13 protein-coding genes and 1 pseudogene are annotated in these 19,800 nt (G+C 55.6%); 6 read left to right on the top strand and 8 right to left on the bottom strand.

Translation table 11 applies throughout. The annotated features are described in order from the left end of the window. Positions 1-604 precede the first annotated feature (604 nt). The 8 genes and pseudogenes from H3T88_RS08315 to rpmH all read right to left on the bottom strand — a co-directional run bounded on the left by H3T88_RS08315 (position 605) and on the right by rpmH (position 9,296). Positions 605-2,200: a ParB/RepB/Spo0J family partition protein gene (locus tag H3T88_RS08315; RefSeq protein ID WP_198204259.1), complete on the bottom strand. Its 1,596-nt coding sequence runs from the start codon at positions 2,198-2,200 to the stop codon at positions 605-607. Between the two features lie 4 nt (positions 2,201-2,204). Further along, on the bottom strand, positions 2,205-3,152 hold the full coding sequence (locus H3T88_RS08310; RefSeq protein WP_198204286.1) for a ParA family protein: 948 nt from the start codon (positions 3,150-3,152) through the stop codon (positions 2,205-2,207). 2,010 nt (positions 3,153-5,162) lie between these two features. Continuing rightward, positions 5,163-6,044 carry a 16S rRNA (guanine(527)-N(7))-methyltransferase RsmG gene (locus tag H3T88_RS08305; RefSeq protein ID WP_198204258.1) on the bottom strand — a complete coding sequence of 294 codons (882 nt, stop codon included), beginning with the start codon at positions 6,042-6,044 and terminating at the stop codon, positions 5,163-5,165. A 432-nt stretch (positions 6,045-6,476) separates the two neighbouring features. Further along, entirely contained in the window at positions 6,477-7,118 is a 642-nt protein-coding gene (locus tag H3T88_RS08300; protein WP_015022696.1) for a Jag family protein, read from the bottom strand. Between the two features lie 177 nt (positions 7,119-7,295). After that, positions 7,296-8,318, bottom strand: a complete 1,023-nt coding sequence (yidC, locus tag H3T88_RS08295; protein WP_015022697.1) for a membrane protein insertase YidC — start codon at positions 8,316-8,318, stop codon at positions 7,296-7,298. 2 nt (positions 8,319-8,320) lie between these two features. Further along, positions 8,321-8,632, bottom strand: a complete 312-nt coding sequence (yidD, locus tag H3T88_RS08290; RefSeq protein WP_015022698.1) for a membrane protein insertion efficiency factor YidD — start codon at positions 8,630-8,632, stop codon at positions 8,321-8,323. A gap of 119 nt (positions 8,633-8,751) precedes the next feature. Then, positions 8,752-9,135, bottom strand: a pseudogene (rnpA, locus tag H3T88_RS08285) (ribonuclease P protein component); the annotation flags it as partial. 26 nt (positions 9,136-9,161) lie between these two features. Beyond that, the gene (gene rpmH, locus H3T88_RS08280) at positions 9,162-9,296 is read right to left on the bottom strand and encodes a 50S ribosomal protein L34 (RefSeq protein ID WP_015022700.1); all 135 of its coding nucleotides are present in this window, start codon (positions 9,294-9,296) and stop codon (positions 9,162-9,164) included. 332 nt (positions 9,297-9,628) lie between these two features. Here rpmH and dnaA point away from each other — a divergent pair, with 332 nt between their 5' ends. The 6 genes from dnaA to gyrA all read left to right on the top strand — a co-directional run bounded on the left by dnaA (position 9,629) and on the right by gyrA (position 19,800). Next, a complete protein-coding gene (dnaA, locus tag H3T88_RS08275; protein WP_198204256.1) occupies positions 9,629-11,371 on the top strand; it encodes a chromosomal replication initiator protein DnaA in 1,743 nt (580 codons plus the stop codon). Positions 11,372-11,785: 414 nt separating this feature from the next. Beyond that, positions 11,786-12,910, top strand: coding sequence for a DNA polymerase III subunit beta (gene dnaN / locus H3T88_RS08270; RefSeq protein WP_198204255.1), 1,125 nt, complete (start codon positions 11,786-11,788; stop codon positions 12,908-12,910). A gap of 29 nt (positions 12,911-12,939) precedes the next feature. Next, on the top strand, positions 12,940-14,202 hold the full coding sequence (recF, locus tag H3T88_RS08265) for a DNA replication/repair protein RecF (protein ID WP_198204254.1): 1,263 nt from the start codon (positions 12,940-12,942) through the stop codon (positions 14,200-14,202). Next, the gene (locus H3T88_RS08260) at positions 14,199-14,696 is read left to right on the top strand and encodes a DUF721 domain-containing protein (RefSeq protein WP_015021050.1); all 498 of its coding nucleotides are present in this window, start codon (positions 14,199-14,201) and stop codon (positions 14,694-14,696) included. Before recF ends, H3T88_RS08260 begins: the two co-directional genes overlap by 4 nt. Before the next feature lie 292 nt (positions 14,697-14,988). Then, complete coding sequence (gene gyrB / locus H3T88_RS08255) at positions 14,989-17,037, top strand: DNA topoisomerase (ATP-hydrolyzing) subunit B (RefSeq protein WP_198204285.1); 2,049 nt, start codon at positions 14,989-14,991, stop codon at positions 17,035-17,037. Positions 17,038-17,172: 135 nt separating this feature from the next. Next, positions 17,173-19,800 carry a DNA gyrase subunit A gene (gyrA, locus tag H3T88_RS08250; RefSeq protein ID WP_415873735.1) on the top strand — a complete coding sequence of 876 codons (2,628 nt, stop codon included), beginning with the start codon at positions 17,173-17,175 and terminating at the stop codon, positions 19,798-19,800.

The following is a 19,800-nucleotide window of genomic DNA, read 5'->3' as shown; positions in this document are numbered from 1 at the left end:
CCCCGCTGACACAGGCTGCTTCTCATCGAAACAATCTCCCACAACCGATTCCCTCCTCCCCAAAGCCGTAACTGAAATTCTCAATGTCTCGCTGCACGGATTTGCCACCTCACATCAACGGCCAAGGCCAACCTCCGTCAAAAGCCGTACGAAAGCAAGGGCTTATTACCTACCAGACGGCGTACAAAGAAGCAGCAATTCAATCATGACCTACTGGGTAGCCGGTCAACAACGACTAATCGCATATCTCGGGATTGGATATACCCATCACACTGCCGACAGCTATCAAGCTATCAGACGGATCCAGTTAGATATGGTGACCCGACAAAATGACCGGGTAACCCATTATGCAGTGATTCATAATCCAACAGTCTGCCGACTGACTGTTTGCCAGCTTCAAGCTATTTAATCAACATTCTAATGCAGATATATCTGGTTGGTGAATGGAACACATACCTAGGATGGCCCAATCATTCTGATCCCAAGGCAAATGCAGCGATTGCTCATCAACCCATCCCAAACTCGATCGAGCCATGAAGCAATCGCTCACTTTAACGGCAAGGTTTGGATGAGCAAACCCTGAAGTTCCATTTCCAGAATGGGATTAAACCCAGCCTTTATCACCCGAATCTCCGTCATTACTTGCAGGTTGATTCTTTTCCAAGAGAATGGCAACGATGCGGTCCATGTCTTCAGGCGAAGAAAAAACGATTTCTATTTTCCCGTGCTTTTTAGTGCCCTTAATAGCCACCTTGGTATCAAAGTGGCTTTCCAGATCCTGGCGTACAGGACTATCAGCCCAGGCGTTTACCCTAGGCTTCTTTGCTTTCTTCTTCGCCTGTCCAGTCTGCAAGGCGACAAGTTCCTCAGTAGATCTTACCGACAGACCTTCAGCAATGATCTTGTCTGCCAGGGCAGTCATAGACTTTTCATCCGGCAAAGTAAGCAAGGCGCGAGCATGTCCAGCCGACAACACACCTGAGCTTACCTTTTTCTGCACACTTGGGGGCAACTTCAACAATCGAAGTGTATTCGTAATCTGAGGTCTGGACTTAGAGATCGACTTAGACAAACCGTCCTGAGTCAAGCCAAAATCATCAATCATTTGCTGATAAGCGGCTGCTTCTTCCAACGGATTAAGGGCCACTCTATGGAGATTCTCGAGCAAGGCATCACGCAACATGGTGTCATCGCTCGTTGTTTTCACAATTGCAGGTATGGTATCCAGACCAGCCAATCGAGTAGCACGCCAACGACGCTCACCCATTATGATTTCAAAATGGGTTCCTTGCCGCAGAGCCGCTTCCCAATTGTTTGATAGCTGACTAGATTGATCATCACCGGGCTTAGTTTCGACTGCACTGGATTTGTTTGCCGCGTTGCCAACTGCAGTTGTTTTATCCTCGATTGTTCCTGGACGGTCCACAAGAGTTGATCTACGCACCACTATGGGTTGCAATACACCAACTTCCTTGATGGAGCGGGAAAGCTCCAACAGTTCGTCTTCATCGAAGATTTGCCGCGGCTGCTGAGCGTTAGGCCTAATATCGTCCACGCGCACTTCAGCCAAGTACCCACCTTGGACTGGTTTCAGCTCTTCTTGGTGATTGCCCTCCGCCTTGTTATTCGACCCAGTATCATTGCCAACAATAGGCGTACGATTAGCGCTTTGCTGGGTCTCCTTTGTTCGACGGTCGACAACCTCATTCGATTCCACCATCAGCGATGTTTCACGTGAAACATCTGTTGTCGTTGGACCAAAGAATAGATCACTTGGATGTTCCAGGCTGCTGATGGACGGGATTGACCGACGCTTGGTAGCCCTCTTCGCCGTGGATGTTTCACGTGAAACATCCATGTTGAGAGACTCGGAACTGCTGACAAGCTTTTGTCCTGTCTTAGAACGTTTACGACCGCTCTCAGAAGACTTTGCCGAAGCCGCTATTTGAGAGCTTCCACGATCCGAATGCGTAGTACTGTATTCTTTGCTTGCCCCGTCATTTTCTGCGGTGTCTGTCCTCGGCCGCTGTCGTTTGTCTGATTCCGCACCCAAACCTTGAAGAGTGGGCTCCTTGTTACCGGAATTCGGTACTTTATTAGCTTGTTGCCGATTTTTGTCGGCATTACTTTCATCATCTTCACCTGGCAGGGCGGGAAATAGAGCCCCCAAGCCCTTGCCTAACCGTGAACGGCTTGTCATGTCCTCACTCCCCCTGTCGTCTATTGGAAATATGTTCCAGCACTTGCTCAGATCTCTGTGCGATTTCTAACGCCGCCTCTTCATAAGCGATAGCGCCAGCTCCTTTAGGGTCGTAAGTGATAACGCTTTGCCGGAAGCTGGGAGCTTCAGAAATCTTGACGGAACGCGGGATGGTCGTATTAAGCACTATCTCTGGATAATGTTCCTTGACTTGATCAAACACTTCTTTGCTGAGCAGTGTTCGCCTGTCATACATAGTCAACAACATGGTAGAGATTACGAGATAAGGATTATAGCTTTGCTGAACAAGTCCGATAGTGTGCAACAATTGTTGCAACCCTTCAAGGGCATAGTATTCAGCTTGCACTGGAATCAATACCTCATTGACAGAACACATGGCATTCAGAACCAGCAGTCCGAGACTAGGCGGGCAATCAACAAGAACGTAGTCATAATGCTGATGGCAGATTTTGAGGTAGTCGGCGACTGCTTTTTTCATGAGCTGATTGCGGTTGGTCATATCTGCGACTTCCAGCTCAGCACCACTTAAATCAATGGAGGATGGGACAACCTCAAGGTTAGGGAATTCGGGGGAAGCCACCTTAACATCGTCAATCCCAAGGCGACCCTCCAGTACATCGTATGTTGATGGCATCCCGGATTCATGAGCCACGCCCAATGCAGTAGAAGCGTTGCCTTGTGGATCCATATCAATGACCAGCACACGTGCATTGAATTCGGCAAACGCGCATGCCAAATTGACAGTGGTCGTGGTTTTCCCCACCCCACCTTTCTGATTTGCAACGGCAATGAAGCGTGTTTTTGATGGGTGAGGAAATTCGGCCTGGCGTAATGCCTGATAGCGAGCAGAAAGATCTGCCATCTCCGCACCAGACACCGAACCAGTACCATCAGCGAATATCCGATTTAGTATATCCGTTGCCGTTTCCATACCTGATGCGTTCGGCGTGGGTTGCTCACCGATATCCGGAGTATTTCTCGAAACGGGTTTCACCTTCTTCGATGCGGTCACGAACCTTCCTCCTTTTGATTACCATTCAATTTTCCCGTTCCACTTGGACATGTCTGTACATCCGAGAGTTATACACGGCCGCTGTTTATAACTGTGGATAAGTGTGGATAGGTCCAATCATCCCACAGCGACTCACTCTCCTCTTAGATTATTAGCCTTGCCTTGTAATTATTGAGAAGTCTGACGCTTCACACCACACGAAATGGCTAATAAACGATAATGTGGATAATTCAATCGTGGCATCTCAATTGTGCATAACTTACAAACAACAAACCATTAAATCAATCACGCCGTCAATTTAAACAGCTCAGTTCATGGTTATAATCAATGATTTCGTCACCTGTTGAATAGCGATTATAAAACTGCTGTAACTTTCAAATTAATCCTTCGGACGAAAACCTTATACAACTGCACAGCATGATAGTGTTTCACGTGAAACATCTATATTGCCTGAGAAGTAACGTCACCCCGTAAATTGCTGGCAAACAAAGCGGATGACTTAGTTTTGTGTGTTTTCCAATCATATTAATCCACCGTTTTTTAACCACTAACGAATCAAGATACTGGACTACTTGTTTTGATTTAAGTATGAGCTTTGTCATTAATCCATCCGCATCAGTATATAAAACGCCACTTTGTTTTACATCATGAGCTTTAGATTAAAAAAGGAAGTATCTAAGAAATGCGACCATTGACAACTTTTCCCTAAACATAATCTAAAAGATACTGCAATAACCTTGCTCTTTTGCTTCTAAGACCTTAGTCGTGATTGGTCCATGCTATGCCACGTGTTTCACGTGAAACAGTAAATCTGTCATTACATAGATATCATCCACTAGAGGCGGGACCGACTCAATAATGTCATGCGCGGTGTTGCCCGAAATATATTAGTGACGGATTGACCTTCTTGCGCAACATACACTTAATCGTCGATTTGTTATTTGGCCTTGTCACACCTTCGATCAAGGGTTCCTGTTTCTCTGTTTCCGGTTAAAAAAGGTATTTACTTTACAATGTTTCACGTGATACATTCGATAGTGGCAGCATATAAGATACTTGAATAGCTTCATGGTAACTCAAATTGGTTATCCCATACTCAATATATTGGGGCACTTTTGTCTTTTTAAACAATTTTAGAGCCATTGTCTAAACTGATTAACCGGTAACTCGTGCAATCCTCGTGCGTATGCAGGAATCTGCTTACCTCTATGAGCATTAAAAAGGGAACAGTGAAGATTGAGACACAGGTCTAGAGACAATAAACTCCCATGAGGTTGGGGAAACTAGGAAATAGATACAGCGATAACAGTGTAACTACGGGTATCAAGTACATGAAGTGTGTGGATTCATAGATTTCAAAACAACGAAACTATAACATCTCCTAAGTCTCTTGATCAAGCATCAGAAAGACGACAGTACATCTACTTCCAGGATAAACCTGATGCTATCAGTCCAAGAATGCTTGGATTACGCAATCAGGATGAGATAAGACTACGGGTCCGATAACTCAAAGAGGCACTATGATGTGCGCTTTATTCAAGGCAAAAGACGCTTATGTTTCGAATATTTTTATTATATATATTCTATTCTGCCAGTGTCTATGACACTTTTGTCAAAACTTTTGTATCAAATAACTAGAAATATCTGGACTGAAAGCAAATTTATAGCAAACAGTATAATTCTGCTACGTACTCACCTTCTCCTTAACCTAATATTCCATTTATATCGATTGAAGATCGTTTAATCTGCTGCTTGGAAAAGTACGATCAAATCTGGCAGAGCTTAGTCATCATCTCTAATCAGACATTCGGCAGGCCTCTATTCTAGATGCTGATAATTATTTATCTTACCCGGCCAATTCTTTTCTTCTTATTGAGGAAAATCTCGGACGCCTGAATCCTTAAAATAAGGTCATATCGGTGTTCTGCTTTAAAGTTTATCCACGAGAACCACGTGGGTATCCTCAAGCCCAGGTGCGATTGGAGCTCGGCAAACCCGTGGATTCGCTCCATGATATTTCTTTATCTCTTTGGCAGCCTTATCGAGCTCTGCCTGTGCCGAACGACCCTTAAGTGCGATAAGCTGACCTTGCGATCTCAAAAGGGGCAAGGTCCATCCGGCGAGCTTTGTCATGGGGGCTACAGCTCGGCATGTCACGACATCAAAAGTCTGCGGAATTGGATGATTGGATTCGACGCCTGTTAGGCCTGCTCCAACCGTCTCCGAGGAGTTTTGACTCTTTACTCCTTGTTGGCTTTCAGCATTCCTAGCTGCAACCGAATTTAAAGAACCACCACGGCCGTATGTCGAAGCAGGCTGTTTCTCGTTGAGACGACGACCATGACGACGACTCTGCGAACTTTTTTTGTTGTGCCTCATCGAAGCCTTGGAGGGTTGTGGAACCAGATCCTCTGCACGCTTGCGAAACACAAACGCATTAGCCAGGTGCAACTCGTCAACGACTTCCTGCAGCCAGGTTACACGCCGCTCCATCGGTTCGACCAGAACAACATTGCACTGCGGTAGGCAGGCAGCCAGTACAATACCAGGGAAGCCTCCACCGGAACCTATATCCGCCACCGTTGCCGTGCGAGAGTCAGTGTTCAATCGCTCACGCACGAACGGCACAATAGCCGCTGAATTGAGTATGTGCCGCTCCCAAATAATACCTTCATCGCGAGGGCCAATGATTCCCCTCTCCACACCCTCGTGCAAGAGCTTGTCGTGGAAACGCTGCATGGGCACCAGAGCATCGCCGAGCACCTGCCTCAAGAGGGGACTATTGTTCAGCTCATCATCCACAACAGCCATTTACACTCCTCACTTCACGTTCGAAGCCCAGTCAATCACAGCCACAGACTATGACAACGGCATACTGTCTGGTATCCAGCGAGAATTCACACTGCCGGAACCGAAAACTGCTGGATTTCTAAGACCATTACCACCATACGGTTTTCAACCGCAAAAGGGCATCAAGAGTCATACATCAGTATCCTATCGAACAGCATGGGAGGCAGTCCCTTAAACAAGATCATCGACCAGGCACAATCCGAATTAAGCAGCATGGCGAACCAAGAACCATCATGAGCTGGACAACACTAGGCACCTGCCAAATAATACACTGACAAATAGCACAACACACTTGGTTAGAAAGCATGCATGACTGCGCCAAACGATGGAACAATCCAAAGGATCCAACGTCATAAGTTCTTCATCAGCCCATAACCCTGCATGACTCTGTAGTCACTCCATGTCGGTATCCATAGAATCGCCATCATCTGTGTAATCAACCGAATCATCAGCCTGATCTGTTTCATCCGCGTCCAACGGGGCATCATATCCGACAGGTTCGTCCTCAGCATCGTCAGGCAGGTCTTCGTCTTCGCTCCTGGCCTTCAGGTAGACAGTGACATAACGGTGGGGTTCCTCGCCGTGGGAACGTGACTTCAGCCCCTCCTCGCGGACCATGTCATGGACGATCTTGCGCTCGAAAGAGTTCATAGGCTTCATATTGACAGGGTCGCCAGTCTCACGAACCTCGTCAATCACATCCAGGGCTTGCTCGCGAAGATGTTCGCGCTTGCGCCGCAGGAAACCATCCACATCCACAATCAGATGGGAGCGCTCCCCTATCTTCTGCTGCACGGCCAAGCGTGTCAGCTGCTGAAGAGCATCGACCACCTCGCCATCCTTGCCGATCAGATGCTTAATGTCCGTATCGTCGTCAGCCACAATCTGCACGGTCGGACGGTGGTTGCGCACCCCCATCTCGATATCGCCCTCGTAATCGACGATGTCCAGCAACCCCTCCAGATAGTCGGCGGCGACATCCGCCTCCTCATTGAGTTGCTCGATGGTCTTTCCCTGGTCCAGAGACTGAGACATCTATGCTCTCCTTACACGCGTTTACATCCGATTCATAACCTCAGGTCCACTGGATTCCTGGTCACCAATCGAGTGTCCAGTATTGAGGATACACGGACGTGATGATTGCAGATTACTCCAGTATTCGCCCGACCGAAAGCCGGGTCACCACGCCGGCCTCCACCGCCAGTAGCCGCATCAACGGCCGCGACGTTTGCGATGGGGCTGGGAACGCTGGTGGGAGATGTTCTTGTTGTTGCGGGCTTCCTCTTCCAACCTCTTGGCCTCCATCAACTGCTCCTCCTCCAAAGAGGGCAGCCCCTGGCGCTTGCGGCGGGCATTCTCACGGCGATGGTCACGCTCTTCCTTGCTCTCTGCGGCCGGCGAGCCAGGAGTGGGCATATGGCGGACCTGGAAGAGGGTTCGGCCCAGATTCCAAAGGTTGTTGGTCAGCCAGTAAATCAGCACTGCGAAGGGGAAATAGATGCCCGAGAAGATGTACATGACCGGGAAGATGAAGGCCATCATCTGCTGCAACTTGTACTGCTGTCCCTGCATGGCCGACCTCGGCATGTTCCGTCGAACATTATGGAACTGCGAGTAGAACATGGCCAGGCACATGAGCACGATGAAGACCACAATGACTATGCGGCCCGCACCTTGGGCGGACATGAAGTTGTCCGAAATCCGCAGCCCAAAAAAGGTAGTCTCTTCGAATTCCCGCGCCACCTGTCGATTGAAGGCTCCCAGAGGTGCCCGCTTGCCACGGGCGATGAAGGGCACAGCCGAAAGCACATAGAACATGGTCATGAAGACCGGGCCCTGGACCAGCGCAGGCAGACAGGACCCCATAGGATTGGCATGATTGTCCTGGTAGACCTTCATGGTCTCCCGACTCATGGCCTCTCGGCTAGCTGGATCCTTCTTGTTGCGGTACTTGTTCTGGATCTTCATCAGTTTGGGCTGCAGGGCCTGCATCTTTTGCATGGATCGCAGCTGCTTGATGAAGAGCGGCAGGACACACAGGTTGACGACCAGCACCAACATCACTACCGAGAGCGCCCAGGCCACGCCGGGACCCTTGTGGAACCCGATCAATGTCAGGAACTTGTGGCAGTAGGTCATGATGTAGGTCATGAGCCACTCGATAGGGTACAGGATCTTGTAGAAGAAGCCGTATATGCCCGTATCGAAAGTAAAGGTGTCGTTGTTCTGGAACATTGTCAGGCCGTCTCCTTGTCTGGGGCCATGGGGGTCAGCCGGGCCTCCTCATGGGCCTTTGACCACGAGAACCGATAGAAGATGGAAAATCTTTGGGGCACGTCATCGATTCCGCCGTTGTTGAAGGGTGTGCAACGCAACAGCCGCAGAACTGCCAGGATGGTTCCACGCAAGGCCCCGAACCGTTTCAGGGCGGTCAAAGCGTACTGTGAGCACGTCGGGTAGTAACGGCACCTCGGCGGCGACAAGGGTGAGATGTGGCGCTGATACCAGCGGACTGCACCCTGCAAAGTCCGGGAGGCCAGGCCGCTCATGCCCTGCATCCTTCGTTGGCTTCCAGTCGTTGAATCGGTCGACCCTTGGATCCGCCGGCGAGCTGCAGACCTGACTGTCCCTGTGCATCGAGACTGCCGACAGTCTTTCCGGTCTTATGCGTGAGGTCACGGAAGAGCCTGTCCACTTGCTCCTCCAGCTGCTTGTAGGTGGCTGTAGCAGCGCTGGGTTTGGCGCGCAGGACCAGATCACAGGAGGATGGCAGCAGGTCCTCCTTGAATCCGGCAAGTTGCCTGAATCTGCGCTTGACCTTGTTCCTGGTCACGGCTTTACCCACATTTTTGGACACAGCAAGCCCCATGCGGCGTCTGCCTACAGGCAGGATGTCATGCCGCCCTTCGCGCACAGCCGATGTCACCGGCAACTGGGTCTCCGTCCGGTCAGATCCGGGTATCCAATAATGTATGACCAGATCCCTACTACTGACCCGATGACGTCGCCTGAGCACCGCCGTGAACTCCCGGTGGCTCCTCAGCCGTTCCACCTTCTGAAAAGGGATTGGGATCCGGCTCAGGCGGAGAGGGTCCGACGGCCCTTTGCCCGGCGGCGGTTGATCAGGGCACGACCGGAGCGGGTGCGCATGCGAGCGCGGAATCCGTGCTTCATGTGACGACGGCGATTGTTTGGCTGGAATGTCCTCTTCATAATTCGTTGCTCCCGTGTGTAGACATACTCGAGTACGGCTCGTAATGAGTCAAGCTATATCACGGTACACATGAGCCGGGACGGAGTCAAACAGGCTTCCATCATCCTACTGGTGAAGACCACTCCCTACCTTGCGCAAACCCTGTCATGGCGGGAGAAAGAGCCTCCTCACTTATCCACAAATTACATCACTGTTATTCACATTCGGCGCAGATACAACACGCTATCCTGTGGATAACCACGCAAAGTCGGTGTAACAATGGGCTACTGTCTACTTTGAGAGAAGCAGGAAGACCGGGACAATCCGTCGTCGAGAAGAGAGGAGCACACTGATGGCGCAGGATCCGCTGGATGCCGCTGCCCAGGCCGAGAGAATCTGGGATTCGGTCCTGCAGGTGCTCCGCTACAGCAGCTCATTGACCTCCAGGGACAAGGGTTGGCTGGAGGACATCACCCCTGAGGCGGTCTTCGGCACCACCATCGTTCTGCGGGTCTCCTCCAAGGCCACCCAGGAGGCTGTGCAGGGACCGCTCAGTCAGCCCCTCCTCAATGCACTGCAGCTGGTCACCAACCAGGAAATGTTCCCGGCCATCAAGATCGTCTATCCGGAGCAGATGGCCAAACAGATGGCTGCCGACCAGCAGAAAGACCAACGAACATCCGCCTTGGCTGGCTCCGCCCCGGGAAGCGGCGAGTTCCGTCAGGTCCACAGTCCCGCTCAGGATCCTTACGGCGACTATCAGCGTCAGACCGGCGCAGATCGAACCCCCGGCTCGGAGACCCACTCGGACTGGCAGACCGAGACTGCTGGAACATCCAAGTCCCCTGTTGTTTCCGTTAATGACTTCCATGAGGGCACCTATGTGCCCATGACCTTGGATATGCAGGCTGAGCTGTCAGAGCCCTCCCCTGCTATGAGGTCAACGGCAGGCGGTGATGCCGATCAGCAAGGCGAGGCAGAGAGGACCGCATCCCGGCCCGCCTTTACCGTGCCGCGCTTCCCCATGAGCCAGAACAGGGTGGAGCGTGACCCACAGACCCACCTGAACAAAAACGCCACATTCGACACCTTCGTCCCAGGCGACTCCAACCGTTTTGCACGGACCGTGGCCTTGGCCGTGGCCGAAGGATCGGGCCAGGACTTCAACCCCTTATGTATCTACGGGAGCTCAGGCCTGGGCAAAACCCATCTGCTCAACGCCATCGGCAATTATGCTCTGGTCAAGGATCCCTCGCTTAAGGTCCGATATGTCAACTCGGAGGAATTCACCAACGAATTCATTGACGCCCTGCAGAACTCCACCCAAGGATCGGGCCAGATAGCTGAATTCAACCGCCGCTATCGGCAGGTGGATGTGCTTCTTATCGATGACATCCAATTTCTGGGAGGCAAGGAAGCCACCCTGGATCAGTTCTTCCACACCTTTAATGCCCTCCATGACGCTAATAAGCGCATCGTCATCGCCTCGGATGTGGCCCCCAAGAATCTGAAAGGCTTCGAATCCCGACTGATTTCGCGCTTCGATTCGGGTCTGACCGTGGATGTCAAACCACCAGACAGGGAGACCCGGGTGGCCATACTTAGGATGATGGCCTCCATGAACGGGGTCAGTATTCCCAACGAGGTCCTGGACCTGATTGCGGAACGCTTCACCGAGAACATCCGGGAACTTGAGGGGGCCCTGACCCGCGTCACGGCCGTGGCCAGCCTCAATAATCAGCCGGTTACCACAGCATTGGCTGAACAGACCCTGCAGGACTTCTTCTCAACGGACGTAGAAATCAAGCCCACTGACATCATCTCCCAGGTGGCCAAGTACTTCCATCTGACCTTTGACGATATAGTCGGCCGCACACGTACCAAGAACATCGCCCTGGCCCGGCAGATTGCCATGTACCTGGCCCGGGAAATGACCAGCATGTCCTTGGTTGACATTGGCGAGGTCTTCGGTGGCCGCGACCACACCACAGTCATGCACGCATACACTCGTATCTCCAATGAGATGCAGGAGAAGCGGGAGATTTACAACTACGTCATGGAGCTGACGGTTCGGCTCAAGCAGCCTCAGAACTGACACGACACGCAGACACCAGTGTGGATTGCCGAAAAAAGATATCCACCTAGTTATCCCCGGATGTGGGCAATCCTTGGGAATAACCCACCGCTTTTCCGGGGACAGGCGGTGGATTCTCAGCGAATAACCACATTAATTTTGTGGATAACTCGGCAGAAATCAATCCCTGTGCACAACTCGGCTTCTTGTTCACATCGATCTCACCACTTATCCACAGCGATTGGGTGATGTGTATCCACCGCGTTGCAAGGATTTGAGAACTTATCCACACCATCCACCGTGCTTATTACGATGACTCTATGTATATTTATGCAATAGTCACCTTCATACTCAAGCACATCTGCTCACTCCAACCACATCACCAGAGCTATTCGATAGAATGAGTCAAGTTCATTCATCGACAAGAAGGCTCCCATGAAAGTAGAAGTGAATTCATCCGCACTCTCGGATGCAGTGGCCTGGACCACCCGCATCATCCCTTCCCGACCGGCTTCGCCGATTCTGGCGGGTATCAGGATGGAAGCCTCTGACGGAACATTGAAACTGTCCGCTTTCGACTACGAGGTTTCGGCAAGAAACCACATCGAAGCAGGCATCGACGAATCCGGAACGGCTCTGGTCCTGGGCAAACTGTTGGCGGACATCACCAAATCCCTGCCGTCTGAGAAGACCTATCTGTCAACCGAGGGATCCAAGATGACCATTACCTCGGGCAAATCGACTTTTTCCCTGCAACTGATGCCCGACAGCGAGTATCCAGACCTCCCTGCCGTCCCCGAACCCATGGGTCAGGTGGATGCTGAGACCTTTATCCAGTCCATCTCCCAGTCCATCGTCGCCGTTTCCAGGGAAGAGAGCCGGCCTGTACTGACCAGCGTCAAGACCGAAATCACCGGGGACAAGGTGGTCATGACCGCAACCGACCGTTTCAGGCTGTCCCGGTCGAGCTTCACCTGGACTCCTCGCGACGCCGACTTTTCCACCTCCATGCTGATCCGTGGCTCCCTGCTGCGAGACATCGCCCGTTCCCTGGACGAGCACCAGAATGTGACCATGGATTACGAGGTTGACAACCCCACCATCATGGGCGTGGAAAACGCTGGCAAAATATCCACCACCCAGCTGATTGATGGAGAATTTCCGGCCGTGGATCGTCTTTTTTCGGACGAGTACCCCATCCAGGCGGTCATCGCCCGGCAGGATCTGATCGACGCCATCAAGCGTGTGGCTTTGGTGGCCGAACGCAACGCCCCCATTCGTATGGTCTTTTCCGGCAACGAGGTGACCCTGAGCGCAGGCACAGCTGACGAAGCGCAGGCCCATGAGGTTCTGCAGGTGGATCTGGACGGTGAAGACATCACGGTGGCTTTCAACCCCAGCTATCTGATTGATGGGTTGGGCGCCATTGCCGAGCCCTTTGTCCGCATCAAGATGACCTCGGCTGTCAAGGCCGTGGAGTTCAACGGTCAGCAGGAGCAGGATTCCGAGGAGTCCATGGACTACCGTTACCTGCTGGTACCCATGCGTTTCAACAACTGACACCCGGGCAGGTTCAAGGAACGATCGTCGTGCACATCTCCCGTCTGGTTCTGGATCACTTCCGTTCCTGGGAGCATTGCGTCCTCGATCTTGAACCCGGGGTGACCATTCTCGAGGGGCGCAACGGCCTGGGTAAGACCAACCTGGTCGAGGCCATCGAGGTCCTTTCCACTGGCGGCAGCCATAGGACCTCATCCTCCTTGCCTTTGGTAGAACGTGGGCAGTCCAAGGCCACCATCAGGGCCAGGCTGGAGCAGGACGGAACCGCCACCGACTATGAGCTGACCATTGCCGCCAAGGGAGCCAACCGGGGAAGAATCAACGGCGGGCCTTCCCTCTATCAGCGTGACCTGGTAGGTCGGGTGCCCTGCGTGACTTTCAGCCCCGAGGATCAGCTGATGGTCTCCGGAGAGCCGGCAGCCAGGCGGGCCGTGCTGGACCAGGCCGGCAGCCAGCTCGATGCCGACTACTTCCAGGTCCGGCAGGATTTTCGCCATGTAGCCAGGCAGCGCTCCGCCCTGCTCAAGCAGCTCTCCCAAGCGAGCTATGATCCCTCGGGTAATGGGCGTGACGCCGCCTTGTCCGGCCTTGAGGTCTGGACTGGGCAGTTTATTCGCACCGGACTGGATTTAAGCCGCCGACGAGCGGCTCTGGTAGAGGCTCTGAATCAGCCCTTCAGCGATTTGTATGGTCGGCTGGCAGGCTCTGATCAGGATGCTCGATTGACCTACCGGCCATCTCTGGAGGAGATTGGCCCAGATAAGCAGACAGGTCCCGAAGTCGCCGAAGCCGTCAGCCGTCACTTTCAGCGGATATACCCGGGAGAAGTGGCCCGGGGAACCAATCTGATCGGTCCCCAGCGCGATGATCTGGCTTTCACTCTCAATGGCATGCCTGCCCGGGAGTTCGCCTCCAACGGTGAGATGTGGACCCTGGCCCTGGCTTTGCGGCTGGCTCTGCTGCAGGTGGTCAAGGATCGTCGCTCCTTGGAGCCCATCGTCATTCTGGATGATGTCTTCGCCCAGTTGGATCGGGGCCGCAGGGATCAGATTCTGGATTTTGCCCGTCAGCAGGACCAGGTGCTGATCACCGTGGCCGCCGACAGCGATATTCCCTCCCTGCAGGGTGCCAGGCTGGTGGATGTGTCGCGACTGAGGCCTGTGCAGCCATCCGATCCGGCCGCCCAGGATCCCGCCATTGCCAGTGCCATGCAGGACCTGCGTCGAACCAGAGGGACGGCTCATGACGACTCGGATATGCCGCATGAGTCGGAAGGAAACGACCAGTCATGAAGGCGCCCATGGTTGAGACCCTGCACCTGGATCAGCGTCGATTGCCGGCCCTGGTCTTCGAAGGCTGCACGCGACGGGCTGCCACTCGTCGACAGCGGGAGGACAACTCCCGTAAGGCCTGGTATGCATTCGGCAAGCCGGGCCGCGATCCAGCCAAACTAGGAGGCGTGGTGACCAGCCTGGCTGCCGGGAGCGGGTGGACCAGCCATCTGAAGGTGGCCCGGCTGCGCAACCAGTGGGACAGTGTAGTTGGACCCGGCATCGCCGCCCATTCGAGAGTGGTCTCCTACCAGGAGGGCGTGCTGATTATCCAGGCGCAGACCACGGTCTGGGCCACCCAGCTGACTTACCTGGTCCCCCAGCTCAAGGCGACCATTGTCAAACGACTGGGCATGCCGGTCAAGCAGATTCGAGTGACCGGCCCCCACAACTACAGCTTCCGCCGTTCGCGGTTCGATCCGCCCGGCCGAGGCGTGCGCGACACCTATGGGTGAACCCGTAATCTGCGAATACCGTCTTCCCAGCTTTCTGTAAGCCTAAAGTCCCATAGCGCTGGTAATCTATAGGTTATAGGGTCAAACGCTTCCAAGGCCCCTTTATGGACGATTTGGAACCTGGTGACCATGACTCAATCCCCCGCTCGACCACGAACGGAAGCTGCTTTGTCGTCAGTGGCCGACGATGGGGGTGCAGAAAGGACTATCCGTGGCAGATCTCAACACCGACCCGTCCCGGACCCCGCAAGAGGGCCGGGAGCATGAGGAGGACAAGCCTCAGGATGATGGCATGACGGGCCAGGATCAGCTGGACCGGCTGGACGACGCGCAGCTGGATGACTCGCTCTCCCCCGAGCACTATGACGCCAGCGATCTGAAGGTGCTGGAGGGGCTGGAGGCAGTTCGCGTCCGTCCCGGCATGTACATCGGCTCGACGGGCCCCAGGGGCCTGCACCATCTGGTCTACGAGATCGTCGACAACTCGGTCGACGAGGCCCTGGCCGGGTACGCCGATCATATTGAAGTCACCATCCTGCCTGACAACGGCATCCGTGTGGACGACAACGGGCGCGGCATCCCTGTGGACGAGGTGCCAGGCGAGGGCAAGAGCGGCGTCGAGGTGGTCATGACCAAGCTGCATGCCGGTGGCAAGTTCGGTGGCGGCGGCTACGCGGTCTCGGGCGGCCTGCACGGCGTGGGCATCTCCGTGGTCAATGCCCTGTCTACCCGGATCGACGTCCAGGTGCGCCGACAGGGCTATCACTGGCATCAGAGCTTCCGCAACCAGAAGCCAACCGCTCCCCTGTCCAAGGACCAGGCCATGGGGCCGGACGAGAGCACCGGCACCTCGGTGACTTTCTGGGCCGATCCCAAGATCTTCGAAACCACGGTCTATGATTTTGAGACCCTGCGTAGCCGTTTCCAGCAGATGGCCTTCCTCAACAAGGGTCTGCGGATCACCCTGACCGACCTGCGCCCCAATGACCAGGCCGGTGACGAGGTGGCGGGCGAGGAGCAGACCCCGGAGCAGAAGGGCCAGTCAGTCAGCTACCAGTATGCCAACGGCATCAAGGACTATGTGGACTACCTGGTCAAGGTCAGGAAGGCCACGCCTGTGGAGGCCGAGGTCATCGACTTCGAGGCCGAGGATCTGAAGCTGGGCATCTCCGCCGAGGTGGCCATGCAGTGGACCACCGCCTACTCGGAGTCGGTCCACACCTTCGCCAACACCATCGCGACCACCGAGGGCGGCACCCATGAGGAGGGGTTCCGTGCGGCTCTGACCAGCATGATCAACCGCTACGCCCGGGACAAGAACATCCTCAAGGACAAGGACGACAACCTCTCTGGTGACGACGTGCGCGAGGGGCTGACCGCCGTGGTCTCCGTCAAGCTGACCAACCCCCAGTTCGAGGGCCAGACCAAGACCAAGCTGGGTAATTCCGAGGCCAAGACCTTCGTCCAGCGGGTCATGACCGAGAGACTGAGCGACTGGTTCGACGCCCACCCAGGCCAGGCCAAGGCCATCATCCAGAAGGCCATGGAGGCATCCCGGGCCCGGATCGCGGCCAAGAAGGCGCGCGAGAACACCCGTCGCAAGTCCATCTTCGAGACGGCCGGCATGCCAGACAAGCTCAAGGACTGCCAGTCCAGCGACCCCGAGGAGTGCGAGCTGTTCATCGTGGAGGGCGACTCCGCAGGCGGCTCGGCTATTCAGGGGCGCAATCCCATGACCCAGGCCATCCTGCCCCTGCGCGGCAAGATCCTCAACACGGAGCGGGCCAGCCTGGACCGCATGATGAAGTCCGACACCATCGAATCCCTGATCACTGCCGTGGGCGGCGGATACGGCGAGGACTTCAACATCGACAAGGTGCGCTACCACAAGGTCATCATCATGGCCGACGCCGATGTGGACGGCGCCCACATCGCCACCCTGAATCTGACCCTCTTCTTCCGCTATATGCGGCCCATGATCGAGGCTGGCTATGTCTACGTGGCCATGCCACCGCTCTACCGGCTCAAGTGGACCAAGGGACCGCACAGCTTCGTCTACACCGATGCCGAGCGCGACAGGGTCCTGGCCGAGGGCAAGGCCTCCGGTCGACAGCTGCCCAAGGGCGAAGGAATCCAGCGCTACAAGGGTCTGGGCGAGATGAGCTACCAGGAGCTCTGGGAGACCACCATGGATCCGGAGCACCGCATCCTCAAGAAGATCCGTATCGATGACGCCGAGCAGGCCGACGAGACCTTCACCATGCTCATGGGCGACGAGGTCGAACCCCGGCGTCTGTTCATCCAGCGCAACGCCCACGACGCCCGCTTCATCGACGCCTGAGACGCGGACGCCTCCCCTTTTCAACATTTGAGCTAAGGATTGATTTTGGCAGACGATAACAACAACGACAACAACCCGGAACAGGATGGCCTCAACCTGCCCGACGGGTCTCGAGAGCCACTCAGCCCTCAGGAGATGGACAACACCGACTACGGCCTCCTGAAGGGCGAGCGGATTCAGCCCATTGACCTTCAGCAGGAGATGCGGGAATCCTACCTGTCCTATGCCCTGTCAGTGATTGTGGAGCGCGCCCTGCCCGACGTCCGCGACGGCATGAAGCCAGTGCACCGCAGGGTCATCTACGCCATGTATGACGGTGGATACCGGCCCGACCGCGGCTACAACAAGTGCTCGCGCGTTGTAGGCGACGTCATGGGCAAGTACCACCCCCACGGCGATGCGGCCATCTATGACACCATCGTGCGCCTGGCCCAGTCCTGGTCCATGCGCTATCCGCTGGTGGACGGCCAGGGCAACTTCGGCTCCCCCGGCGACGACCCGGCAGCCGCCATGAGGTACACCGAGTGCCGCATGGCCCCCTTGGCCATGGAGATGGTGCGCGACATCGACAAGGATACGGTCGACTTCATCCCCAACTACGACGGCAAAACCCAGGAGCCGACGGTTCTGCCCTCCCGCTTCCCCAACCTGCTGGTCAACGGATCGGCCGGGATCGCCGTGGGTATGGCCACCAACATTCCTCCGCACAACCTGCGCGAGGTGTCCAAGGGTGTGCACTGGGCACTGGAGCATCCCGAGGCCTCCAAGGAGGAGCTGCTCAACGCCCTGATCGCCATCATCAAGGGGCCTGACTTCCCCACGGGCGCCACCATTCTTGGGCACAAGGGCATCGAGCAGGCCTACCGGACAGGACGGGGCCTGATCACCATGCGGGCAGTGGTCAACACCGAGGAGATCCGCGGAAGGATGTGCCTGGTGGTCACCGAACTGCCCTACCAGGTCAACCCCGACCGGCTGGCCTCGTCCATCCGCGAGGCCGTGCGCGACGGCAAGATCCAGGGCATCGCCGACATGCGCGACGAGACATCGGGCCGCACCGGCCAGCGCCTGGTCCTGGTGCTCAAGCGCGATGCCGTGCCCAAGGTGGTTCTCAACAACCTTTATAAGCACACCCAGCTCCAGCAGACCTTCGGGGCCAATATGCTGGCCCTGGTGGACGGGGTTCCCAGGACGCTGAGTCTGGATGCCTTCATCCGCCACTGGGTGGATCACCAGCTGGACGTGGTCGAGCGGCGCACCCGCTATCTGAAGCGTGAGGCCGAGGATCGCGACCACATCCTGCAGGGGTATCTGAAGGCCTTGGACATGATCGACCAGGTCATTGCCCTGATTCGAGCCTCCAAGGATGTAGAGACTGCCCGCACCGGCCTGATGGAGCTGCTGGATGTGGACGAGGTCCAGGCCGACGCCATCCTGGCCATGCAGCTGCGCCGTCTGGCCGCCCTGGAACGGCAGAAGATCCTGGATGAGCACGAGGATCTCATGCGCAAGATCGCCGACTACAACGACATCCTGGCCCACCCAGAGCGCCAGCGCACCATCGTGGGCGACGAGTTGGACGAGATCGTCGACAAGTACGGTGACGAGCGGCGCACCCGGATCGTCCCTTACTCGGGCGAGATGAACGTGGAGGATCTGATTGCCGACGAGCAGGTGGTGGTCACCGTCACCCATTCCGGCTTCGTCAAGCGGACCAAGGCCGACGAGTACCGTGCCCAGCACCGCGGCGGCAAGGGCATCCGGGGGGCCAGGCTGCGCGAGGACGACGTGGTGGACCACTTCTTCCTGACCAGCACCCACAACTGGCTGCTCTTCTTCACCAACAAGGGCAGGGTGTACCGGCTCAAGGCCTATGAGCTGCCTGAGGGTTCCCGTGACTCCAAGGGTCAGCATGTAGCCAACCTGCTCCAGCTGGGCCAAGGCGAGCGGATTGAACAGGTCCTTTCCCTGCACGGCTACGACGATGCCGACTATCTGGTACTGGCCACGCGGACAGGACGGGTCAAGAAGACCCGCCTGGACGAGTATGATTCGCCCCGTCAGGGCGGCCTGATCGCCGTGCGACTGATGGAGCTGGGCACCGTCACCGACGAGGAGGGACAGGAGGTGCCCCAGAGCGACGAGCTGGTGGGTGCCGCCCTCTGCAATGCCGACGACGAAATCATCCTGGTCTCCCGCAAGGGCATGAGCGTGCGCTTCTCGGCGGACGACTCCACTCTGCGGCCCATGGGACGGCAGACCGCCGGCGTCCAGGGCATGCGATTCCGGCCCGGCGACGAGTTGCTGAGCATGGACGTGATTGCCAAGGAGTCCGAGGATGACCTGCTGGTGGTCACCGATGAGGGCTTTGCCAAGCGAACCGCCCTGAGCGAGTACCGCCTGCAGGGCCGCAACGGCTACGGTGTCAAGGCCATCGCCATGGTGGAGGGCCGTGGATCCCTGGTCGGTGCCTTGGTGGTGAACGAGGATGACCAGATCATGGCCATCATGAAGTCCGGCAAGGTCATCCGCTCCGATGTGGCCGAGGTCAAGCGGACCGGTCGCAACACCCAGGGGGTCACCCTGGCCAAGCCCGACAAGGGTGACGAGATTCTCTCCATCGCTCGTAATGCCGAACGTGATGACCAGGAAGAGGATGCCGGTCAGACCGACCTGGCTTCCGCTGCTCCCCTGGCAGCCAAGGATCAGCCCATCGCCACCACCGGAACCGGCGACGGTCAGAGCCTGACCCAGGAGGACTGA

The organism is Bifidobacterium sp. W8110 (assembly GCF_016101375.1).
GTDB classification, from domain to species: domain Bacteria; phylum Actinomycetota; class Actinomycetes; order Actinomycetales; family Bifidobacteriaceae; genus Bombiscardovia; species Bombiscardovia asteroides.
The sequence above is the reverse complement of the archived record's forward strand: the minus strand, read 5'-3'. Positions and strand labels throughout refer to the sequence as shown.

Excerpts from the sequence above, each read along its gene's own strand:
- H3T88_RS08310 (WP_198204286.1), bottom strand. The coding sequence starts at position 3,152 with ATGGAAACGGCAACGGATATACTAAATCGGATATTCGCTGATGGTACT.
- H3T88_RS08260 (WP_015021050.1), top strand. The coding sequence starts at position 14,199 with ATGAAGGCGCCCATGGTTGAGACCCTGCACCTGGATCAGCGTCGATTG.
- H3T88_RS08300 (WP_015022696.1), bottom strand. The coding sequence starts at position 7,118 with ATGTCTCAGTCTCTGGACCAGGGAAAGACCATCGAGCAACTCAATGAG.
- dnaN (WP_198204255.1), top strand. The coding sequence starts at position 11,786 with ATGAAAGTAGAAGTGAATTCATCCGCACTCTCGGATGCAGTGGCCTGG.
- H3T88_RS08315 (WP_198204259.1), bottom strand. The coding sequence starts at position 2,200 with ATGACAAGCCGTTCACGGTTAGGCAAGGGCTTGGGGGCTCTATTTCCC.
- dnaA (WP_198204256.1), top strand. The coding sequence starts at position 9,629 with ATGGCGCAGGATCCGCTGGATGCCGCTGCCCAGGCCGAGAGAATCTGG.
- H3T88_RS08305 (WP_198204258.1), bottom strand. The coding sequence starts at position 6,044 with ATGGCTGTTGTGGATGATGAGCTGAACAATAGTCCCCTCTTGAGGCAG.
- gyrB (WP_198204285.1), top strand. The coding sequence starts at position 14,989 with ATGACGGGCCAGGATCAGCTGGACCGGCTGGACGACGCGCAGCTGGAT.
- gyrA (WP_415873735.1), top strand. The coding sequence starts at position 17,173 with ATGGACAACACCGACTACGGCCTCCTGAAGGGCGAGCGGATTCAGCCC.
- yidD (WP_015022698.1), bottom strand. The coding sequence starts at position 8,632 with ATGAGCGGCCTGGCCTCCCGGACTTTGCAGGGTGCAGTCCGCTGGTAT.
- rpmH (WP_015022700.1), bottom strand. The coding sequence starts at position 9,296 with ATGAAGAGGACATTCCAGCCAAACAATCGCCGTCGTCACATGAAGCAC.
- yidC (WP_015022697.1), bottom strand. The coding sequence starts at position 8,318 with ATGTTCCAGAACAACGACACCTTTACTTTCGATACGGGCATATACGGC.